The organism is Herbaspirillum sp. NPDC101396, assembly GCF_044767365.1.
Classification (GTDB): Bacteria; Pseudomonadota; Gammaproteobacteria; order Burkholderiales; family Burkholderiaceae_D; genus Herbaspirillum.
Genome location: NZ_JBIWNT010000003.1, coordinates 89,088 through 109,406 on the forward strand (window position 1 = coordinate 89,088; position 20,319 = coordinate 109,406).

Below are 20,319 nucleotides of genomic sequence, written 5' to 3' on the forward strand. Positions count from 1 at the left end.
TCGATGTGATGAATTAAATGACATTCTAACGTGGGACGTTGGTCTCACCGTTTTTTCGGCAGCGGCGCACCAATAGCATTGAGCGACTCCAGATACGCACCCAGCGGATGGTAGAAGTCGGTCTTGCCGTGCGGCGGCTTCTCGGGGCCGTAGCGTGTGTTGTCGCGCTGCAGGATGCGATACCAGCCGCCGCGTTCCTGATCGATCAGGTGCTGCATGCTGTACTGCCAGAGTTGGTCATAGACTTCCCAATAAATACCTTCACCGGTGCGCTGCGCCAGCAAGGCGGCGGTGGCCAGCGACTCGGCCTGCACCCAGAAATACTTGTCGCCGTCGCAGACGCTGTTGTCGGGCGCGATGCCGTAGAACAGGCCGCCGTGTTCTTCGTCCCAGGCCACCGGAATGGTGGCGTCGAACAGCGCGCGCGCGCGCGGCGCCAGCCAGCTTGCGTCGTCTTGCAAGTGCTCGGCGTGGCGCTCGAGGATCAGCAGCAGCTTGGACCATTCGGTCATGTGGCCCGGTTGATAGCCCCAGGGGCGGAACATGTTGGTGTTGTCGTGGCGGTTGTATTCCCAGTCGATCTTCCAGTCGGCGCTGTAGTGTTCCCAGATCCAGCCGTTGGCCAGCGCCGCCTGACGGACCGTGATGTTGCGTGCGATGCGTTCGGCGCGATGCAGGAAGCGCGGTTCGCCGGTCGCCTCGAAGACGGCCAGCAAGGCTTCGCAGCTATGCATGTTGGCGTTCTGGCCGCGGTAGTCGGACACTACGCCTTCGGGTGTCGCTTCATCGGCGTAGAGGCCATGCTGTTCGGACCAGAACAGCTTTTCCATATGGTTGAAGGTGGCGTCGATGTGTGTACGCGCTTCTTCTATGCCGATCTCCAGCGCATGGGCATACGCCAGCAGCACGAAGGCCAGGCCATAGCAATGCTGGGTGCGGTCGACCGGTGCGCCGTCCTTGAGCACCCAGGCGTAGCCGCCGTAGCTCGGCTGCCAGTGCTGCTCTTGCAGGAATTCGAGGCCGTGGCGCACGGCGTCGCGGTGTTCTTCCTTGCCGTTGAAACGGTAGGCCAGCGCGTGGCAGAACACCATGCGCGTGCTGTTGACGAGGTGGCGGCTGTTGTCGTAGACGCTGCCGTCGTCGTTGAGGTAATGGAAGAAACCGCCGGCCGGGTCGAACGCATGTTGCGTGAAGAAGCCGATGTCGCGTTGCAGGCGCTCGTGCAGGAAGGCGGGGGTGCGGAAAGGAGTAGTTGGCGTCGTAGTCGAATTCATGAAAAAAGCTCGGCGTAAAAGTCAGCTTGAGGATCAGGTCAAAAAATCAGCGGAAGAACGAATCGAATTGCATGTCGAATTTTTGCAGCGACTTCTGGGCGTTCTGCATCTTCTTGCGGAATTCTGGACCGCGCCGCAGCGCCAGTCCTACCGCGAGGATGTCGATCACCACCAGATGCGCCAGGCGCGCCGAAATCGGCGTATACGGGTCGATGTTGAAACTGAGGTCGATCGGCACCAGCACGGTCGCCAATTCGGCCAGCGGCGTGCCGCTCGGTCCCAGTACGATGATGTCGGCGCCGCCCTTGCGCGCCAGTTGCACGCTGCGCAGCAGCGCTGCGTTGCCGCCGCGCTGCGAGATCGCCACCACCGCGTCGCCGGGTTTGAGCAGCGAGGCTGCAATGCTGTGGATGTGCGGATCGGAGTAGGCCACGGTCGGCACGCCCGAACGGAAGAACTTGTGTTGCGCGTCGTTGGCCACGATGCCCGAGGTGCCCTGGCCGTAGAACTCGATCTTGCTGGCGCGCGCCAGCACGTCCAGCGCCAGCTGGATGGCGTCCGGATTGAGATGATTGCGCAGGTCCAGCAGCGTGTTGATCGAGCGGCTGCAGATCTTGTTGACCAGGTCCACCGCGAGGTCGTCCTGGGCCAGCGACTCGTCCGCGCCGGGCAGGGCCAGCGCCAGGCTTTGCGCCAGCTTCAGTTTGAAGTCGTGCCAGCCTTCATAACCGATGGCACGGCAGAAGCGGATCACGGTCGGCTCCGACACCTCGGCGTTCTTGGCCAGCGCGGTCAGGTTTTCCTGCAGCGCCAGTTGCGGATTGGCGAGGATCGCAGCCGCTACCTTCTTCTCCGACTTGGAGAGCGAGTTGATGTGCGTGCGGATGGAGTCGAGTAGCATGGACGTGGTCGGGCCTCTGATGTGGAACGCTGCGGGACAATGTCGTTGTCCCGCAGCTTGATTGAAACTTAAACTTCCGGCAGCGCTTCTTCACGCCACTGCAGGCCGTCGCGACCGATCAGCGCGCTGGCTGCGGCCGGACCCCAGGTGCCGGCGCTGTAGGGGATCGGGTCGCTTTCTTCCTGGTCCCAGTGTTCCAGGATCGGCTCGACCCATTCCCACGCCGCTTCCAGTTCGTCGCTGCGCATGAACAGCGTGAGCTGGCCGCGCAGCACGTCGAGCAGCAGGCGCTCGTAGGCTTCCATGCGAGGCGTCTTGAATTTTTCGCGGAAATCCAGTTCCAGTTCCACCGGCTTCAGGCGCATGCCGTCGCCCGGCGTCTTGGCCATGAGGTTCATGTGCAGGCCTTCATCCGGCTGCAGGCGGATCACCAGGCAGTTCGGCGTGCTGCGGCTGTTTTGCGCGAAGATCGAATGCGGCACGCTTTTGAAGCGCACCACGATTTCGGCCAGGCTGTCGGCCATGCGCTTGCCGGTGCGCAGGTAGAACGGTACGCCGGCCCAGCGCCAGGTGTCGATCTCGGCCTTGACCGCGACGAAGGTCTCGGTGCGCGAATCGGGATTGGCGTCTTCTTCCTTGCGATAGCCCGGCACCGCGACGCCGTTGACGTGGCCGGCGCGATACTGGCCGCGCACCACGTTCATGGCCAGCGTGCTTGGCGTGAAACGTTTGAGCGAACGCAGCACCTTGAGTTTTTCATCGCGCACGGAGTCGGCCGAATTCGATACCGGCGGCTCCATGGCGACGATACAGAGCAGCTGCAACAGATGGTTCTGCAGCATGTCGCGCAGCGCGCCCGAGGTGTCGTAATAATCGAAGCGACCGCCCACGCCGAGTTCTTCGGCGATGGTGATCTGCACGTCGGAAATCCATTCGCGGCGCCACAGCGGCTCGAACAGCACGTTGCCGAAGCGCAGCGCCAGCAGGTTCTGCACCGCCTCCTTGCCGAGGTAGTGGTCGATACGGAAGATCTGCGATTCGTTGAAATAGCGGCCGACCTGCTTGTTGATGTCCTTGGCGCTTTCGAGATCGTGGCCGAGCGGCTTTTCCAGCACCACGCGGGCGTTCGGCGTGGCCAGGCCGGCTTGCGACAGGTTGTCGCAGATCATCGAGAACAGCGTCGGTGGGGTGGCCAGGTAAAACACGCGCGAAATCTCCGGGGCGTCGCGCATGGCGGCCACCAGGTTCTGGTAGGTCGCCGGTTCCTTGGCGTTCAGCGAGACGTACTGTATGCGACCGCAGAAGCGCTGCCAGACCTCGGCATCCATGGTGGCGCTGCTGACGTGCGGTTTGGAATTCTTCTCGACGATCTGCAGGAAGTCTTCATTGCTCTTGTTGTCGCGGCCGATACAGATGATGCGCGCGCTCGGCACCAGGTCGCGGGCGCGGTCGCGGGCGTACAGCGCCGGCAACAGCTTGCGCATCGCCAGGTCGCCGGTGCCGCCGAATAGAACCAGGTCAAAATCGGAAATAGCCATAGCAGTCTTCTTGTTGGTTTGTTGTTCGGGTAAACGTCAGTTCGCGCATCAATCCTGGGTATCGGACAAGGCCTTCTTCGCCAGTGCTATCAGCGCGTTGGTCGAGCAGTCATGGCGCGCCGGCACCGCTTCACCGGACAGTTCGGACTGGATGGTCTTGGCCAACACCTTGCCCAGTTCCACGCCCCATTGGTCGAAGCTGTTGATGCCCCAGATCGTACCTTGCACGAAGGTCTTGTGTTCGTACAGCGCGATCAGGGCGCCCAGCGTGGCCGGCGTCAACGCATCGAGCAGCAGCGTGTTGCTCGGACGATTGCCGTTGAAGGTCTTGTGCGGCAGCAGGAAATTGACTTCGTCGTCGTCGACGCCCAGCTTCTTCAGGTCGTCGCGCACTTCCTCGGCTTGCTTGCCGCGCATGAAGGCTTCCGACTGCGCAAAACAGTTGGCCAGCAGCACCGCATGATGGCCGGGCAAGTCGTGCGTCGCGTGCAATACGGCGATGAAGTCGATCGGCGTGATGTCGGTGCCCTGGTGCAGCAGCTGGAAGAACGCGTGCTGGCCGTTGGTGCCGACATCGCCCCAGATGAATGGACAGGTCGCCACACCGACGGCGCTGCCGTCGCGCGTGATGCGCTTGCCGTTGCTTTCCATTTCCAGCTGTTGCAGGTAAGCGGGGAAGTGGCGCAGGTCGTGATGGTAAGGCGCGATCGACAGCGATTCGCTGTTGAAGCAGTTGCGGTTCCAGATGCCGATCAGCGCCTGGATGATCGGCATGTTCTGTTCCAGCGGCGCTTCGCAGAAATGCTTGTCCATCGCATGGGCGCCGGCCAGCAGTTCACTGAAATTCTTGAATCCGATCGCCAGCGCGATCGACAGTCCGATCGACGACCACATCGAATAGCGTCCGCCGACCCAGTCCCAGAATGGGAACATGTTGTCGGTGTCGATGCCGAAAGCACGTACGGCTTCGGTATTGGTCGACACCGCGACGAAATGTTTCGCCAACTCGGCCTGATCGGCGCGCTGCAGGAACCAGTCACGCGCCGAACCGGCGTTCATCATGGTTTCCTGCGTGGTGAAGGTCTTGGAGGCGACGATGAACAGGGTTGTCTCAACATCAACACGCTGCAGAACGTCGTGCAGATCATGGCCGTCGACGTTGGAGACGAAGTGCATCGTCAGACGCGGATGGGCGAAAGTGCGCAGCGCCGTGCAGGCCATTTGCGGGCCCAGATGCGAGCCGCCGATGCCGATGTTGACGATGTCGGTGATCGGCTTGCCGCTCAGGCCCAGCCACTGGCCTTCGCGCACGCGCTCGGTAAAGCCGTGGATGCGATCCAATACGGCATGAACGTCCTCGCCGATGTGCTGTCCATCAACTTGCAGCGCCTGGCCGCGCGGTGCGCGCAGGGCCGTGTGCAGAACCGCGCGGTGTTCGGTGAAATTGATCTTCTCGCCGCTGAACATGGCGGCGCGCTGCCGCTCCACGCCGCGTTCGCGCGCCAGCTCGAACAGCAACTTGAGCGTAGTATGGTCGACACGGTTTTTGGAGTAATCGAACAAAATGCCGGCGGCCTTGACGGTCATGTGGTCGAAGCGTTTGGCGTCGGCGGCGAAGAGGTCGCGCATGTGCCGGTCGCGGACCTCGGCATGGTGAGACAAAAGTGCTTGGAAGGCTGCGGTCGCGGTAAGTGCTGTATGCGGCATGTTCTGCAATCTTGGCTGAAGTGAGGGGTCGGGAAGAATCTTTACTATACAGGATTTACTACTTTTATGGTAATTTCACTACAATATTGATTGTTGTGCAATGCCGGCAGTATCTCGTACAGCGCCTGTTTACAGTCGTTAGTGGTTGGAAATGCAAAATGGTTTCAATTAAATGTAGTCAGGTAAAACAAGCGAAAGAAGAAGTTTTATTTAAAATTTTGTAGTAAAATTACATTTGTTAACGCTATCAGGAACCCAACATGTCTCTTAACGCTACCTTAGCCAGCGTCACGCGACGCATCGCCGAACGTAGTCGGCCTTATCGCACCGCCTATCTCGCCCGCCTTGACGCTGCGCGTCATGAGGGCGTGCAGCGCGGGGCGCTGTCATGTACCAACCTGGCGCACGGCTTTGCTGCTTTCCCCGCCAACGACAAGCTCAAGCTGAAGCAGGATCGGGCGCCTTCCGTGGCCATCGTTTCGTCGTACAACGACATGTTGTCGGCGCATCAACCTTTTGAACGTTATCCGCAAATCATCCGCGACGCGGTCCGTGAAGACGGCGGCGTGGCGCAGTTCGCCGGCGGCGTGCCGGCCATGTGCGACGGCATCACGCAAGGCCAGACCGGCATGGAGCTGTCGCTGTTCTCGCGCGACGCCATCGCCATGGGCACCGCGGTCGCGCTGTCGCACAACATGTTCGACGCGGCGTTGTATCTGGGCGTCTGCGACAAGATCGTGCCGGGCCTGCTGATTGGCGCACTGCACTTCGGCCACATCCCGGCGGTATTTGTTCCCGCCGGTCCGATGACCAGCGGCATGACCAACAGCGAAAAGGTCAAGATCCGCCAGCTGTACACCGAAGGCAAGATCGGTCGAGCCGAATTGCTCGAGGCCGAATCGAAGTCGTACCACGATGCCGGCACCTGCACTTTCTACGGCACCGCCAACAGCAACCAGATGCTGATGGAAGCGATGGGCCTGCATCTGCCGGGCGCCGCCTTCATCACGCCGAATACGCCGATGCGCGACGCGCTGACTGCCGCCGCCGCCAAACAGGCGCTGAAGATCACCGCGCAGGGCCAGCAATACACGCCGGTCGGCCGCCTGGTCGACGAGAAGTCCATCGTCAACGCCATCGTCGCGCTGCTGGCGACGGGCGGCTCCACCAACCATACGCTGCATCTGGTCGCCATCGCCAAGGCGGCCGGCCTGGTGATCGACTGGGACGATTTCTCGAAGCTGTCCTCGGTCGTGCCGCTGGTTACGCGCATCTACCCGAACGGCACTGCCGACGTCAATCATTTCCACGCGGCCGGCGGCACCGGTTTCGTGTTGCGCGAGCTGATCGACGCCGGTCTGATGCATGATGACGTCATGACCATCCTCGGCCAGGGTCTGCGCGCCCACGCCACCGAGCCCTTGTTCGACGACGCCGGCAAGGTCACCTGGAAGGCGACGCCGAAAGACAGCGGCGACGACACCGTATTGCGTCCCGCGACCAACCCGTTTTCCGCAGACGGCGGCCTCAAGCTGTTGCAAGGCAATCTCGGCCGTTCGGTCATCAAGGTCTCGGCGGTCAAGCACGAACACCGCGCCGTGCAGGCGCCGGCCATCGTGTTCCATTCGCAGGAAGCCTTCATGAAGGCCTTCAAGGCCGGTGAACTCGACAAGGATTTCGTCGCCGTCCTGACGTTTCAAGGCCCGCGCGCTAACGGCATGCCGGAGCTGCATGCGCTGACGCCGGCGCTGGGCATCCTGCAGGACAAGGGGCGCCACGTGGCGCTGGTCACCGACGGCCGCATGTCGGGCGCGTCGGGCAAAGTGCCGGCGGCGATCCACGTGACGCCGGAAGTATTGGCCGGCGGACCGTTGGGTTTTGTGCGGACTGGCGATATGATTCGTCTGGACGCCGAAGCCGGCATCCTGGAAGCGCTGGTGTCGGAAACCGAATGGGCTGCACGCACCTCGGATACCGCCAACCTGGCAGGCAACCAGACCGGCATGGGCCGTGAATTGTTCAGTGTCTTCCGCGCCAACGTGAGCGCGGCAGAAGAGGGCGGTACCAGCTTTGGTCTGCCCCCAATCCTCGAAAATGAGAAAGTGACAGTATGAATATCCTGGAAATCATGCGTACTTCGGCGGTCATCCCGGTGATCGCCATCGACAAACTGGAACACGCCGTGCCGCTGGCCAAGGCGCTGGTGGCAGGCGGCATCCGCGTGCTGGAAGTGACCCTGCGCACCGAACACGGCCTGCCGGCGATCCGCGCCATCGCGGAACAAGTGCCGGAGGCCATCGTCGGCGTCGGCACCCTGACCAGCCCGGAAGAATTCGCCGCCTCGCGTGATGCCGGCGCCGTGTTCGGCGTCTCCCCCGGCCTGACGGCAGCGCTGATCGCCGCCGCCAAGTCCAGCGGCCTGCCTTTGCTGCCGGGCGTGATGACGCCGTCGGAAGTGATGGCCGCGCGCGAAGCCGGTTTCCGCCAGCTGAAGCTGTTCCCGGCGATGCAGGCGGGCGGCATCGGCATGCTCAACGCGATTGCCGGTCCGCTGGGCGACATCACGTTCTGCCCGACCGGCGGGATCTCGCAAGAGACCGCGTCGCAATTCCTGGCCCTGAAGAACGTGGCCTGTGTCGGCGGTTCCTGGCTGACGCCGAAGAACGCCATCGAAATCGGCGACTGGCACAAGATCACTGCACTGGCCAAGGCGGCCAGCGCATTGCGTCCGTAATCCTGATGTAATCCCGGTGGCGCCGTTGTGATAACACGGCGCCACAATGCACAACGCCCTTGCTGATTCCAGCAAGGGCGTTGTCGTTTGCGGCAGCGGATGTTCAGCAGACGTCAGGCCGGTGACACCGCCGCGCTCTTCTTTCGGTATGCGACCACCAGCAGGACGATGCCAAGAATAATCATTGGCACCGACAGCATCTGTCCTGCCGAGATCGTGATGCCGCCGAAGCTGACGTTGTAGTCCGGCGTGCGGAAGTATTCGGTGAAGAAGCGCGCGCAGCCGTACAGCAGCGAGAACATCCCGGCCACCGCCATGCGCGGACGCGGTTTGCGCGCGAACAACCACAGGATGATGAACAGCAGAATGCCGTCGACCAGCATCTGGTAAATCGGCGAAGGATGGCGCGGCAGGTTGTCGACGTTGGGCCAGATCATGGCCCACGGCAAGGACGCATCGGCGACGCGACCCGGCAGTTCGGCGTTGATGAAGTTGCCCAGGCGGCCGGCCGCATATCCGAGCGGCACCATCGGCGCGATGAAGTCCATGATGTCCATCAGATGGCGTCCGCGCTTGCGACCCCAGATGTACATCGCGATCAGCACGCCGAGGAAGCCGCCGTGGAAGGACATGCCGCCTTTCCATACCGCGATGATGTCGGCCGGATTGGCGAAGTAGTAGCTGGGGTTGTAGAACAGGACTTCGCCGAGACGCCCGCCGATGACCACGCCCAGCACGCCGTAGAACAGCATGTCGTCGAGGTCTTCCTTCTTCCAGCCGACTGCGGCGATGTGCGGTTGCTTGATGCGCAGGCGGCCGAGCGCGATGAACTGGGCGAACGCCAGCAGGTACATCAGGCCGTACCAGTGCACCTGCAGCGGGCCGATGGAAAAGGCGATGGGGTCGGGCATCGGGTGGATCAGCATGGAAACTCTTTCAGAACAATTGGGGTGATGATGTCGGGACAGACCGGTCTATGCCGGCGGTGTCGCCACCATGTCAAGAAACGCGCGCAGCACCGGCGACGCACTGTCGCGCCGCCAGGCCAGTCCGGTTTCGATCAGCGGCGTCTTGCCGCTGAGCGGGCGGTAATCCACGCCGGGACGCTGCAGGTTAGACACGGATTGTGGCACAAGTGCCATGCCCATGCCAGCCGACACCAAGCCGACGATGGTCTGCATCTGGATGGCTTCCTGGCCGATATGCGGCGTCACGCCGGCGTCGCGGAAGCAGCTCAGGATGGTGTCGTGGAAGGCCGGCGAAATACGGCGCGGGAAAATGATCAGCGGCAGCTCGCGCAGGCTTTTGAGCGTCACGGCGTTCTTGCTGCGCACCACGCCGCTTGGCACGGCCGCCACCAGCGGTTCCGACAGCAGCGGCAGGTAATCGAGCGCGGCTTGGGATTTTTCCGGCAGCGGCGGTAACAGCAGGCCGGCGTCGATCTTGCCCTGCATCAGGTCTTCCAGCTGGATGTCGGTGGTGGCTTCGCGCAGGTCGATCTGCACCTGCGGATAGCGCGCGCGGAAGCGTTGCAGCAGCGGCGGCAGGATGCTGTAGTCGGCGGTCGAAATGAATGACAGCGACAGCAGTCCGGAAGCGCCGCTGGCTGCGCGCCGCGCCAGGTCGGGCAGGGCGTTCGCCTGTTGCAGGATGCGCTGCGCTTCGGGCAACAGCGCCAGTCCCGCAGGCGTCAACGCGACGCTGCGCTTGGTGCGCGCGAACAGAGGCGTACCCAGCATTTCCTCCAGCGCCTGTATGGTCTGGGACAGCGGCGGCTGGGTCATGTGCAATCGCACGGCGGCGCGGCCGAAGTGTTTTTCCTCGGCAACGGCGACGAAATAGCGCAGTTGGCGCAGCTCCAGGCGGGATTCGGTGTTCATGCGGTTGGTAATATCTAATTCATATTTATCGGCAATGAATCATATATTTGACAGCGGGCATTGCGCAAGGCAATCTAAGCGGCAGCCAGAACCGCGTCCGCGCCATCATCGAACAATCGAACAATCGGACAGGTTCGCGCCAGTTTGGCTTCTGGTGTGGACCGCAAGGGTTCCGTCGGCAATTCGTATCAACCAGGAGACCAGCATGTCATTCAACCGCCGCTCAAAGAACATTACGCAAGGCGTTTCGCGTAGCCCCAATCGCTCGATGTATTACGCCCTCGGCTACGAAAAGGAAGACTTCGACAAGCCGATGATCGGCATCGCCAACGGCCATTCCACCATCACGCCGTGCAATTCGGGCCTGCAAAAGCTGGCGGACGTTGCGATTTCCGCCATCAAGCAGGCCGGCGCCAATCCGCAGGTGTTCGGCACGCCGACCATTTCCGACGGCATGTCGATGGGCACGGAAGGCATGAAGTATTCGCTGATTTCGCGCGAAGTCATCGCCGACTGCATCGAGACCGCCGTCAACGGCCAGTGGATGGACGGCGTCGTCGTCATCGGCGGCTGCGACAAGAACATGCCGGGCGGCATGATCGCGCTGGCGCGCACCAACGTGCCGGGCATCTATGTCTACGGCGGCACCATCAAGCCGGGCAACTGGAAGGGCAAGGACCTGACCATCGTCTCGGCTTTCGAAGCCGTCGGCGAGTTCTCCGCCGGCCGCATGTCGCAGGAAGACTTCGACGGCATCGAGCGCAACGCCTGTCCGTCGTCCGGCTCCTGCGGCGGCATGTACACCGCCAATACCATGTCGTCGGCGTTCGAAGCGCTGGGCATGGGCCTGTTCTATTCCTCGACCATGGCCAACCCCGACGACGAAAAGACCGGCTCCGCCGCCGAGTCGGCGCGCGTGCTGGTCGAAGCCGTCAAGAAGGACATCAAGCCGCGCGACATCATCACGCGCAAGTCGATCGAGAACGCCGTCAGCCTGATCATGGCCACCGGCGGCTCGACCAACGCGGTGCTGCATTTCCTGGCCATCGCCCACGCAGCGGAAGTCGAATGGACCATCGACGACTTCGAGCGCGTGCGCCAGAAAGTCCCGGTCATCTGCGACCTCAAGCCGTCCGGCAAATACGTCGCCACCGACCTGCACAAGGCCGGCGGCATCCCGGCCGTGCTGAAGGTGCTGCACGAAGCCGGCATGCTGCACGGCGACTGCCTGACCATCACCGGCAAGACCCTGGCCGAAGAACTGGAAAGCATCCCTGCGCTGCGCGCCGACCAGGACGTCATCCGTCCGATCGACAAAGCGCTGTACAAGCAAGGCCACCTGGCCATCCTCAAGGGCAACCTGGCGCCGGAAGGCTGCGTGGCCAAGATCACCGGCCTCAAGAACCCGGTCATCACCGGCCCCGCGCGCGTGTTCGATGATGAATACAGCGCCATGGACGCCATCCTGGCCGACAAGATCAAGCCCGGCGACGTGCTCGTGATGCGCTACCTCGGACCGAAGGGCGGCCCCGGCATGCCGGAAATGCTGGCACCGACTTCCGCGCTGATCGGCAAGGGTCTGGGCGAATCGGTCGGCCTGATCACCGACGGCCGTTTCTCCGGCGGCACCTGGGGCATGGTGGTCGGTCACGTCGCGCCGGAAGCATTTGTCGGCGGCGTCATCGGCCTGGTGGAAGAGGGCGACTCGGTCACTATCGATGCGCGCCAGCTGCTGATCCAGCTCAACGTCGACGACGCCGAAATCGAACGCCGCCGCAGCCACTGGAAGCAGCCGGCGCCGCGTTATACGCGCGGCGTACTGGCCAAATATGCGACCTTGGCGTCGACTGCCAGCAAGGGCGCCGTCACGGGGTGATGGCGTTCTTCTGACGTAGACCGCAAGCAATTAAAAAAGCCGGAACGATCCGGCTTTTTTAACGCGTCCTTCATAGGTAAATGCATCTCGTTTTTATCTGTTTGATGCGCATCAAAAAACATGATGTTTATATGCGCTCGCGCATACAGTTGCCATTCCAATCGGTTGTAGAATACGCAGAACTTCTTGGAGGGTAATAATGAAAAAGCTTCTATTCATCGCATCAGCTGTGCTGGCATTTGGTGTCTCCGCCCAGGCTTCCGCCAATGCCGACCTGGCCAAGGCAAAGAACTGCATGGCCTGTCATTCGATCCAGACCAAGATCGTCGGTCCGGCCTTCAAGGACGTGGCGAAGAAGTACGCCGGTCAGAAGGATGCCGAAGACAAGCTGACGCAAAAAGTGCTCAAGGGCGGTTCCGGCGTGTGGGGTGCAATCCCGATGCCGGCCAACGCGCAAGTGTCGGAAGCTGAAGCGCGCACGCTGGTGAAATGGGTGCTGAGCCTGAAGTAAACACTGAAGCAAGCCGTATCGAAAGCGTCCGCAAGGGCGCTTTTTTATTGCCCGCTGCCATTGACGGCAAATCGTTCAGGCAACAAAAAAACGCGCCTGACTTTCATCAGGCGCGTTCTTCATGCAAAAGCTACAGAAGCGGAAGCTTACTTGACCACAGCCAGCAGGGTGCGTTCACCCTTCTTGTATGTGTACAGCGTCAGCGAGCCGTTCTTGATGTCGCCCTTGGCGTCGAAGGCGATAGTGCCTGTCACGCCCTTGTGGCTGATCTTTGCCAGTTCAGGCAGGTACTTGGCCGGATCGGCCGAGTTTGCCTTCTTCATCGCATCGGCGACAGTCAGGGTTGCATCGTAAGCGTAGGCAGCGTTGTAGACCACGTCGATGCCGAACTTCTTCTTGTAAGCTGCGCGGAAGTCGTCCATGCCCTTCTTGCCGGACTCATCCACACCGCCTGCTTCAGCGCAGACGACCTGGTCGTCGATCAGGCCATCGCCGGCCAGACCTGGCAGGGAACCGGTACAGATACCGTCACCACCCATGAACTTGGCAGTGATGCCCAGTTGCTTCATCTGACGCAGCATCGGGCCGCCGACAGCGTCCATGCCGCCGAAGAACACGACTTCAGGCTTCTTGGCCTTGATCGAAGTCAGGATCGCATTGAAGTCGGTCGCCTTGTCGTTGGTGAATTGCTTGCCGACGATAGTTGCGCCCGCGCCTTGTGCACCCTTGGCGAATTCTTCAGCAACGCCTTGACCGTACGCAGTACGGTCATCGATGACCGCGACGTTCTTGGTCTTCAGTGCGGTGACGGCGTATTTACCCAGCACGGCGCCCAGTTGCGCATCGTTGGCGACTACGCGGAAGGCGGTCTTGAAGCCTTGTTGCGTGTACTTGGGATTGGTAGCCGATGGCGACACTTGCGGGATGCCTGCGTCGTTGTAGATCTTCGAAGCCGGGATGGTGGTGCCGGAATTCAAGTGACCGATAACTGCGGCGACCTTCTGGTCGACCAGCTTGGTAGCGACGGCAGTCGCTTGCTTCGGATCCGATGCGTCGTCTTCACCGACCAGTTCGAATTTGACTTTCTTGCCGCCGATGGTGAAACCCTTGGCGTTCAGTTCGTCAATCGCCATGCGGGCGCCGTTTTCATTGTCCTTGCCCATGTGGGCGTTCGGGCCGGAGAGTGGACCGACGTGAGCGATCTTGATGACTTCCTGTGAATAAGCTGCGCCGGCAAAAGCGAGTGCAATGGCGCCGGTCAATGGAATAATTGTGCTCTTGAGTTTCATAAATTCCCTCTGTAGATTGAAATAAACTACGCTTGCTCAGGACTGCTGAAAATCTCTTCCGGCTCGCATCCTTCGATGTCTTCCTCCGAAGCGGCCGATGTTCCTGATTTTGCAACAGCCTCTTTTTTGCTTATTCAGAGACGTTTCGCAGATACAAAACACCCTGTACTATTCAACGTCGGTTTCCGAATAATGCAGACGGTACAACATAAGAAACGGCTTGCAAAGGTTTTTTGAGTGCCGAATTGAAAAAAATTGAACTTTCGTTTTTATGCCTAAATACCATACGCTTGACAAGGTTGATCGCAAGCTCCTGAACCTGCTGCAAAAGGACAATCAGATTCCGACTCGTATCTTGGCGGAGAAATTGCATATATCGCAACCGACCTGCCTGCGGCGCATCCGCGAGCTGCGCGAAGCCGGCATCATCAACGCCGAAGTGGCGATGGTGGATCCGTTTGCGCTGGGCTACGGCATGCTGGCTTTCCTTGAGATTTCGCTCAATAACCAGTCCGACGAGCATATGCAGGAGTTCGAGCAGCGCATGGCCAAGGAGGCCGAAGTGATGCAGTGCTACTTCGTGTCGGGCGAATATGACTATTTTCTGGCGGTGCATGTGATCGATATGGACGCGTACTATCAGTTCGTGCGCCGCGTCATTTCCGGTTCCGGAAATGTACGCCACTTCCAGTCGCGTTTCCCGATGAAGCGAGCCAAGTTCGCCACACGGATCGCGTTTGACGAAAAAGCTGCCGAAATTCAGGTGCGTGTGCCGGAGTAGGGCGCAGCAGCAAAGCCAACTTCTTAGCACTTTCTGTGCCTGCGCCGTTTTTATGCGGCGCTCCCTCGGCAGGAAATGCGCCGACCCGCGCCGATATTGACTGCCCGCATCTCGATAAAATTTGCAGAGCGCTCCTCGTCTGTGCTAACTTTGCGCCTGCCAGCGACGATACGGTGCAGCAACTTTGTTCGGTGCACCAAATCCAATCGTCGCATTCACTATCGACTGCAGCTAGTCTGACTAAGTCGAACAAGCCGAAACAAACTGCAGCTCCGTTGTCACCGGCGAACCATATCCGCGAACCCGGTCGGGATTCAGCCTTGCGCTGGCCCGGTCAAGGCGCAAATCCAATTGAGTCATCGACGCTTCGACGCATTGCCGCACAGACGGCAAGCAGGGTGCGTCCAATCCGAAAACTGGCCAGGCATCTGCTAAAAGCCAGCCGCACATCATCCACCATGCCGCCTGGCGGCAGACCTGAAGGGGAATCGTACGCATGCATGCTGTTGAACTGTTTATCCAGGACCTTGCTGTGATCATGCTGATCGCCGGCGTCGTCACCGTCGTGTTCAACCGTTTCAAGCAGCCGGTGGTGCTGGGCTATATCGTGGCCGGCGTCATCATCGGCCCCCACACGCCGCCGTTCAACCTGATCCAGGACGACAAGACCGTCCACATCCTGTCCGAGCTCGGCGTGATCTTCCTGTTGTTTTCGCTGGGCCTGGAATTCAGCCTCAAGAAGCTGGCCAAGGTCGGCGCCACTGCGGTCGTGGCCGCCGTCGCCGAGATCATGCTGATGATCTGGATCGGCTACGAGATCGGCATCTATTTCGGCTGGAAGACCATGGACGCCGTCTTCCTCGGCGCCATGCTGGCGGTGTCGTCAACCACCATCATCGTCAAGGCGCTCAATGAGCTGGGCATGAAGAATGAGAAGTTCGCCCAGATCATCTTCGGCATCCTGATCGTCGAAGACATCCTCGCCATCGGCATGATCGCGTTGCTGTCGGGCATCGCCACCAGCGGCTCGGTCGATTCCGGCGAAGTCGTCAACACGGTGGGCAAGCTGCTGCTGTTCATGGTGGTGTCGCTGGTGGTCGGCATCCTGATCGTGCCGCGCCTGCTCAACTACGTCGCCCGCTTCAAGAGCAACGAGATGCTGCTGGTGACGGTGCTGGGCATCCTGTTCGGCTTCTGCCTGCTGGTCATGAAGCTGGAATACAGCGTCGCGCTCGGCGCCTTCCTGGTCGGCGCGGTAATGGCCGAATCGCGCCAGATCCATCGCATCGAACGCATCATCGAATCGATCCGCGACATGTTCAGCGCCATCTTCTTCGTCGCCATTGGTCTGCTGTTCGATCCCAACGTACTGGCCAAATACTGGCTGCCGATCACGGTCATCACCTTCGCGGTGGTGTTCGGCAAACTGTTCAGCTGCGGCATCGGCACGTTCCTGGCCGGCCATGGCGGCCGCACGCCGATGCGCGTGGGCATGGGCCTGGCGCAGATCGGCGAGTTCTCCTTCATCATCGCCGCGCTCGGCGTCAGCCTCAAGGTCACCAGCGATTTCCTGTACCCGATCGTGGTGGCGGTGTCGGCCGTGACCGCGCTGCTCACGCCTTACCTGATCAAGGCCGCCGATCCGCTGTCGGCCAAGGCGGTGGAGCTGGTGCCGAAAAAGATTTCCGGCATCTTCGGCATGTACGCCAGCTGGCTGGAAAGCCTGCAGCCGCAAGGCGAGAAGGCCGAGATCAGCAAGATCATCCGGCGCATCCTTGTGCAGGTGCTGGTCAACATCGCGCTGGTGGTGGCGATCTTCCTGTGCGGCGCCTTCTTCGTGGACGGCATCGGCGGCTGGCTGTCGACCTGGATCGGCGATGAACAAGTACGCAAGGCCGTGATCTGGGGCGGCGCTCTGGTATTATCGCTGCCGTTCCTGATTGCGACTTATCGCAAGCTGCAGGCGTTGGCCATGCTGCTGGCCGAGGTCGGGGTCAAGCCGGAATTTGCCGGAGCCTACACAACCGGTGTGCGCCGCGTGATTTCCGAAGTGATACCGGTGATGTCGATTCTCGGTATCATGTTGCTGATCTTTGTCCTGAGCGCCAGCATCTTGCCGCCGCTCAACCTGCTGGCCTTCGTGCTGTTGGGCGTGGCCGGGCTGCTGTGGTTGTTGTGGAGCAAGCTGGTCAAGCTGCATTCGCGCCTGCAGATCGCGCTGTTCGAAACGCTGGACGAGAAGCCTGAAGATTCCCACTAATTGTTTTAACCATTCATTGCCCATTGTCATGACTCAAGACGAACTCAAACAAGCGGTAGCCCGCGCCGCCATCGACTACGTGGTCGACGGCGAAATCATCGGCGTCGGCACCGGCTCGACCGCCAACTTCTTCATCGATGAGCTGGCCAGGATCAAGGACCGCATCAAGGGCGCCGTGGCGTCCTCGGAAGCTACCGCCGAGCGCCTGCGCGGCCACGGCATCAAGGTATTCGACCTCAACGACGTCGAAACCATGCCGGTCTACATCGATGGCGCCGACGAGATCGATGCCAAGGGCGCGATGATCAAGGGCGGCGGTGCGGCATTGACGCGCGAGAAGATCGTAGCCTCCGTTGCGCAGAAGTTCGTCTGCATCGCCGACGGCTCCAAGCTGGTCGACGTGCTGGGCAAGTTCCCGCTGCCGGTGGAAGTGATCCCGATGGCGAGCAGCGTGGCCGCGCGCAAATTGTCCGCGCTCGGTTGCGAGGCGAAGCTGCGCCTGAAGGACGGCAAGCCGCTGGTGACCGACAACGGCTGCTACATCCTCGACGCGGTGGGACTGAGCATCACCGAGCCGGCTGAGATTGAAGCCGCGATCAACAACATTGTCGGCGTCGTGACGGTGGGCTTGTTCGCGCGTCAAGGCGCCGATGTTTGCCTGCTGGGTACGCCGGATGGGGTGAAGAAACTGGAGTTCTGATCAGCCTTTGATTGGAACGCCCAAAGAAAAAGCCGCCCTCATCGGGCGGCTTTTTCTTTGGGCGTCGTTACGTGCTCAAGGCTAGGGCTATTTCGCCTTCCCCTCATCCCGCGCAATCGCCACGCTCATGTTCGCCGGCACTATCCTCTTGCGCAGCGTGCTGTTGAGCTGGTCCAGCGTCAGTGCCGCGATGCGCTCATCCAGTTGCGCCGCCCAGGCATAGGTGCGATCGAGGTCGAGCAGGTTGACCCAGCCGTTGCTGATGGTGTCGTCCTGCGCGCGCGACTGTTCGCGTTGCTGGCGGATGCCGGATTTGGCGCGTTCCAGTTCTTCCGCTGTGAAGCCTTCGGTGATCAGGCGCTGTAATTCCTCGCGGATGGCGGCGTCGACCTTGCCGAGGTTTTGGGGAGCGGCGATGGCGCCGATGCCGAACTGGCCGGCGTTGCTGAGCGCGCCGACCGACAGCGAGGTGCCGATACTGTACGACAGGCCTTCACGCTGGCGCACGCGGTCGGCCAGGCGCGACTTCATGCTGGCGCCGCCGATCAGGTAATTCGCTACCACTAGCGCCGGATAGTCGGCGTCCTCGTCGCGGATATCCAGACCGAGCTTGGCCAGGTAAGTGCCGTTTTCCTTGTCCGGCGTGTTGATGAACTGGCGCGTCGGGGCGACCTCGGAATAATCTTGCAGCACGCGTTGATAAGGCGTGGCGCTCTTCCAGCCGGCCAGGCTTTGCTGGATCACGCGTGCGGCTGCATCGGGGTCGAAGTCGCCGACGATGGCGATCTGTCCGGAGGAGGCGCCGTAGAAATCGCGATGGAAGGCCTTCACGTCATCCAGCGTCAAGGCTTGTACCGCCGCGATACGCTGGTCCAGCGTGCGCGCCGCGCGCCAGTCGCCGGCGGGGTAGTGGTCGAAGTGCAGCGACAAGGCTTCTGAGGCGCGCTCGGTCGGATCATTGCGCGAGGACTCCAGGCTGACGAGAATCTGCTTGCGCAATTGCTCGAACTCGGCCGGATCGAAACGCGGATGTTGCAGGATGTCGGCCATCAGCTTCAACGCGGCATCGAGATTGTCGCGCGTGGTCTGGAAATTGTTCACACCGCCGGCGATCTTCAGGCGCGCAAATTCATCCGCCAGTTGTTCGCGCGTCATGGACATGCTGCCGCGCGACAGCATCTCGCCGGTCATGGCGGCGATGGTCTTCTTGCCGAACAAGGTTTTTTCATCGCCCCAGTCCAGTTTGATGCGCACCGACACGGTCTGGCCGCGCGTCTTTTTGGGCAGCAACGCCAGCTTGAGTCCGCCCACGTGCAATTGCGTAGTACGCAGGTCCAGGTTGGCGGGTGAGGTATCGAAGGCTTCGCCGGTCGCGATCGCGGCGCGCGGGCGATACGATTGCAGTGCGCTTTCCACGCTCGGTGCGACCGGGATTTCACTGCGCTGCGGCTGGTCTTCAGGAATGAACAGCCCCACCGTGCGGTTGTCGCGGCGGAAGTATTGTGCGGCGGCGTCGGCGACTTGCTGTGCGCTCATCGCGTCGACCTGGTCGCGTCCGGCGAACAGCAGACGCCAGTCGCCCAGCGCCAGCACGTTCGACAGCGAAATGCCGATGCGCTGATGGTCGCTCAGCAGGCGTTCATAGCCGTTGGCGTTGGACACGCGCACGCGCGCCATTTCGGCGTCGGTCGGCGGTGTGGTGGCGAAAGATTCGATAGCGTCGGTCAGCGCTTTGCGCACCGGCTCCAGCGGCTCGCCCTTCTTGACGACCGCGCCGATGATCTGCAGTCCGGGTGCATAACCGCTCAACTGGAATTGCACGATCGCGCTGGCCTTGCCGGTTTCCACCAGCAGCTTGTGCAGACGGCCGTTGGGCGTGTCGGCCAGGATGTCGGCGGCTACGCCGGCGGCGTCGGAGTCGATATGGATGCCGGATGGTATCTTGTAGCCGACATAGACCAGCTGCACGTCGCCGCTGCGGCGGATGGTGAACTGGCGCTCGCCGTCCTGGGTCGGTTCCACCGTCCAGAACGTCGGCAGCGCGCGCGCCGGTTTCGGCATCTTGCCGAAGCTGCGGTCGACCCATGCCAGCACCTTGGCCGGATCGAACTTGCCGGCCACCAGCAGCACCGCATTGTCGGGCTGGTAGTAGGTGCGATAGAAGGCCTGCAGGTTCTCGATCTTCACGTGCTCGATGTCGCTGCGGTTGCCGATGGTCGAGTTGCCGTAGTTGTGCCAGTCGAAGGCGACGCTTTGCATGCGCTTGACCATGACCGAGCTTGGTGAGTTTTCACCACTTTCGAACTCGTTGCGCACCACCGTCATTTCGCTGTCGAGATCCTTCTGGGCGATGAAGGAGTTGAGCATGCGGTCGGCTTCCATGGCGATGGCCCATTGCAGGTTCTCATCGCCGGCCGGGAAGAATTCGTAATAGTTGGTGCGGTCCAGCGAGGTGGTGCCGTTGAAGCTCATGCCGCGCTTGCTGAACTCTTGCGGAATCGCGCCGTGCTGCGGCGTGCCCTTGAACATCAAATGCTCCAGCAGATGCGCCATGCCGGTTTCGCCGTAGTTCTCCTGGCGCGAGCCGACCAGGTAGGTCATGTTGACGGTCACGGTCGGCTTGCTGGCGTCCGGCATCAGCAGTAGCTTGAAGCCGTTGCTGAAGCGGTATTCGGTGATGCCTTCGGCGGAAGGGCCCTGGCTGACGCCGGAGGGTAAGGACAGCGCAGGCAGCGTCTGGCCCAGCGCATTGGCGCCGCCGACGGTCAGGAACAAGGGGAGCAGACAGCGGGCCAGTGAAGAGGGGCGGAGCAGGGGCATGGTTTCCTGATGGGTAATCGAAGGGACGGCGTGACGGCTATTCTACGG

At 61.2% G+C, this 20,319-nt stretch carries 15 protein-coding genes; 7 read left to right on the top strand and 8 right to left on the bottom strand.

The window, feature by feature from the left end:
- Window positions 1–44: 44 nt before the first annotated feature.
- The 4 genes from ACIROY_RS10165 to pgi all read right to left on the bottom strand — a co-directional run bounded on the left by ACIROY_RS10165 (window position 45) and on the right by pgi (window position 5,420).
- Window positions 45–1,274: an AGE family epimerase/isomerase gene (locus ACIROY_RS10165; RefSeq protein ID WP_402341449.1), complete on the bottom strand. Its 1,230-nt coding sequence runs from the start codon at window positions 1,272–1,274 to the stop codon at window positions 45–47.
- 46 nt (window positions 1,275–1,320) lie between these two features.
- Window positions 1,321–2,175 carry an SIS domain-containing protein gene (locus ACIROY_RS10170; RefSeq protein WP_116433752.1) on the bottom strand — a complete coding sequence of 285 codons (855 nt, stop codon included), beginning with the start codon at window positions 2,173–2,175 and terminating at the stop codon, window positions 1,321–1,323.
- A 68-nt stretch (window positions 2,176–2,243) separates the two neighbouring features.
- Complete coding sequence (gene zwf, locus ACIROY_RS10175; RefSeq protein WP_402273623.1) at window positions 2,244–3,713, bottom strand: glucose-6-phosphate dehydrogenase; 1,470 nt, start codon at window positions 3,711–3,713, stop codon at window positions 2,244–2,246.
- A gap of 48 nt (window positions 3,714–3,761) precedes the next feature.
- The gene (gene pgi, locus ACIROY_RS10180) at window positions 3,762–5,420 is read right to left on the bottom strand and encodes a glucose-6-phosphate isomerase (protein WP_402273620.1); all 1,659 of its coding nucleotides are present in this window, start codon (window positions 5,418–5,420) and stop codon (window positions 3,762–3,764) included.
- A 260-nt stretch (window positions 5,421–5,680) separates the two neighbouring features.
- Here pgi and edd point away from each other — a divergent pair, with 260 nt between their 5' ends.
- Both edd and ACIROY_RS10190 read left to right on the top strand, forming a co-directional pair.
- Window positions 5,681–7,534: a phosphogluconate dehydratase gene (gene edd / locus ACIROY_RS10185; RefSeq protein WP_402273618.1), complete on the top strand. Its 1,854-nt coding sequence runs from the start codon at window positions 5,681–5,683 to the stop codon at window positions 7,532–7,534.
- On the top strand, window positions 7,531–8,154 hold the full coding sequence (locus ACIROY_RS10190) for a bifunctional 4-hydroxy-2-oxoglutarate aldolase/2-dehydro-3-deoxy-phosphogluconate aldolase (RefSeq protein WP_402273616.1): 624 nt from the start codon (window positions 7,531–7,533) through the stop codon (window positions 8,152–8,154). Before edd ends, ACIROY_RS10190 begins: the two co-directional genes overlap by 4 nt.
- 113 nt (window positions 8,155–8,267) lie before the next feature.
- Here ACIROY_RS10190 and lgt read toward each other — a convergent pair whose 3' ends face one another.
- On the bottom strand, window positions 8,268–9,080 hold the full coding sequence (lgt, locus tag ACIROY_RS10195; protein ID WP_402273614.1) for a prolipoprotein diacylglyceryl transferase: 813 nt from the start codon (window positions 9,078–9,080) through the stop codon (window positions 8,268–8,270).
- Window positions 9,081–9,128: 48 nt separating this feature from the next.
- A complete protein-coding gene (locus ACIROY_RS10200; RefSeq protein WP_402273611.1) occupies window positions 9,129–10,034 on the bottom strand; it encodes a LysR substrate-binding domain-containing protein in 906 nt (301 codons plus the stop codon).
- Window positions 10,035–10,239: 205 nt separating this feature from the next.
- Between ACIROY_RS10200 and ilvD the strand changes: the two genes are divergently transcribed.
- The gene (gene ilvD, locus ACIROY_RS10205; protein WP_402341451.1) at window positions 10,240–11,910 is read left to right on the top strand and encodes a dihydroxy-acid dehydratase; all 1,671 of its coding nucleotides are present in this window, start codon (window positions 10,240–10,242) and stop codon (window positions 11,908–11,910) included.
- A 199-nt stretch (window positions 11,911–12,109) separates the two neighbouring features.
- Window positions 12,110–12,421 carry a c-type cytochrome gene (locus tag ACIROY_RS10210; RefSeq protein WP_116433745.1) on the top strand — a complete coding sequence of 104 codons (312 nt, stop codon included), beginning with the start codon at window positions 12,110–12,112 and terminating at the stop codon, window positions 12,419–12,421.
- Between the two features lie 146 nt (window positions 12,422–12,567).
- Here ACIROY_RS10210 and ACIROY_RS10215 read toward each other — a convergent pair whose 3' ends face one another.
- Entirely contained in the window at window positions 12,568–13,710 is a 1,143-nt protein-coding gene (locus ACIROY_RS10215) for a branched-chain amino acid ABC transporter substrate-binding protein (RefSeq protein WP_402273606.1), read from the bottom strand.
- A gap of 271 nt (window positions 13,711–13,981) precedes the next feature.
- Between ACIROY_RS10215 and ACIROY_RS10220 the strand changes: the two genes are divergently transcribed.
- The 3 genes from ACIROY_RS10220 (at window position 13,982) to rpiA (ending at window position 17,451) form a co-directional block, all read left to right on the top strand.
- The gene (locus tag ACIROY_RS10220) at window positions 13,982–14,491 is read left to right on the top strand and encodes an Lrp/AsnC family transcriptional regulator (RefSeq protein WP_016833047.1); all 510 of its coding nucleotides are present in this window, start codon (window positions 13,982–13,984) and stop codon (window positions 14,489–14,491) included.
- A 496-nt stretch (window positions 14,492–14,987) separates the two neighbouring features.
- Complete coding sequence (locus tag ACIROY_RS10225) at window positions 14,988–16,751, top strand: cation:proton antiporter (protein WP_402341453.1); 1,764 nt, start codon at window positions 14,988–14,990, stop codon at window positions 16,749–16,751.
- Window positions 16,752–16,779: 28 nt separating this feature from the next.
- Entirely contained in the window at window positions 16,780–17,451 is a 672-nt protein-coding gene (rpiA, locus tag ACIROY_RS10230) for a ribose-5-phosphate isomerase RpiA (RefSeq protein ID WP_402273600.1), read from the top strand.
- Window positions 17,452–17,538: 87 nt separating this feature from the next.
- On the opposite strand, the gene ACIROY_RS10235 is transcribed toward rpiA, so the two are convergent.
- Window positions 17,539–20,271: a M16 family metallopeptidase gene (locus ACIROY_RS10235; RefSeq protein ID WP_402273598.1), complete on the bottom strand. Its 2,733-nt coding sequence runs from the start codon at window positions 20,269–20,271 to the stop codon at window positions 17,539–17,541.
- Window positions 20,272–20,319: the final 48 nt, after the last annotated feature.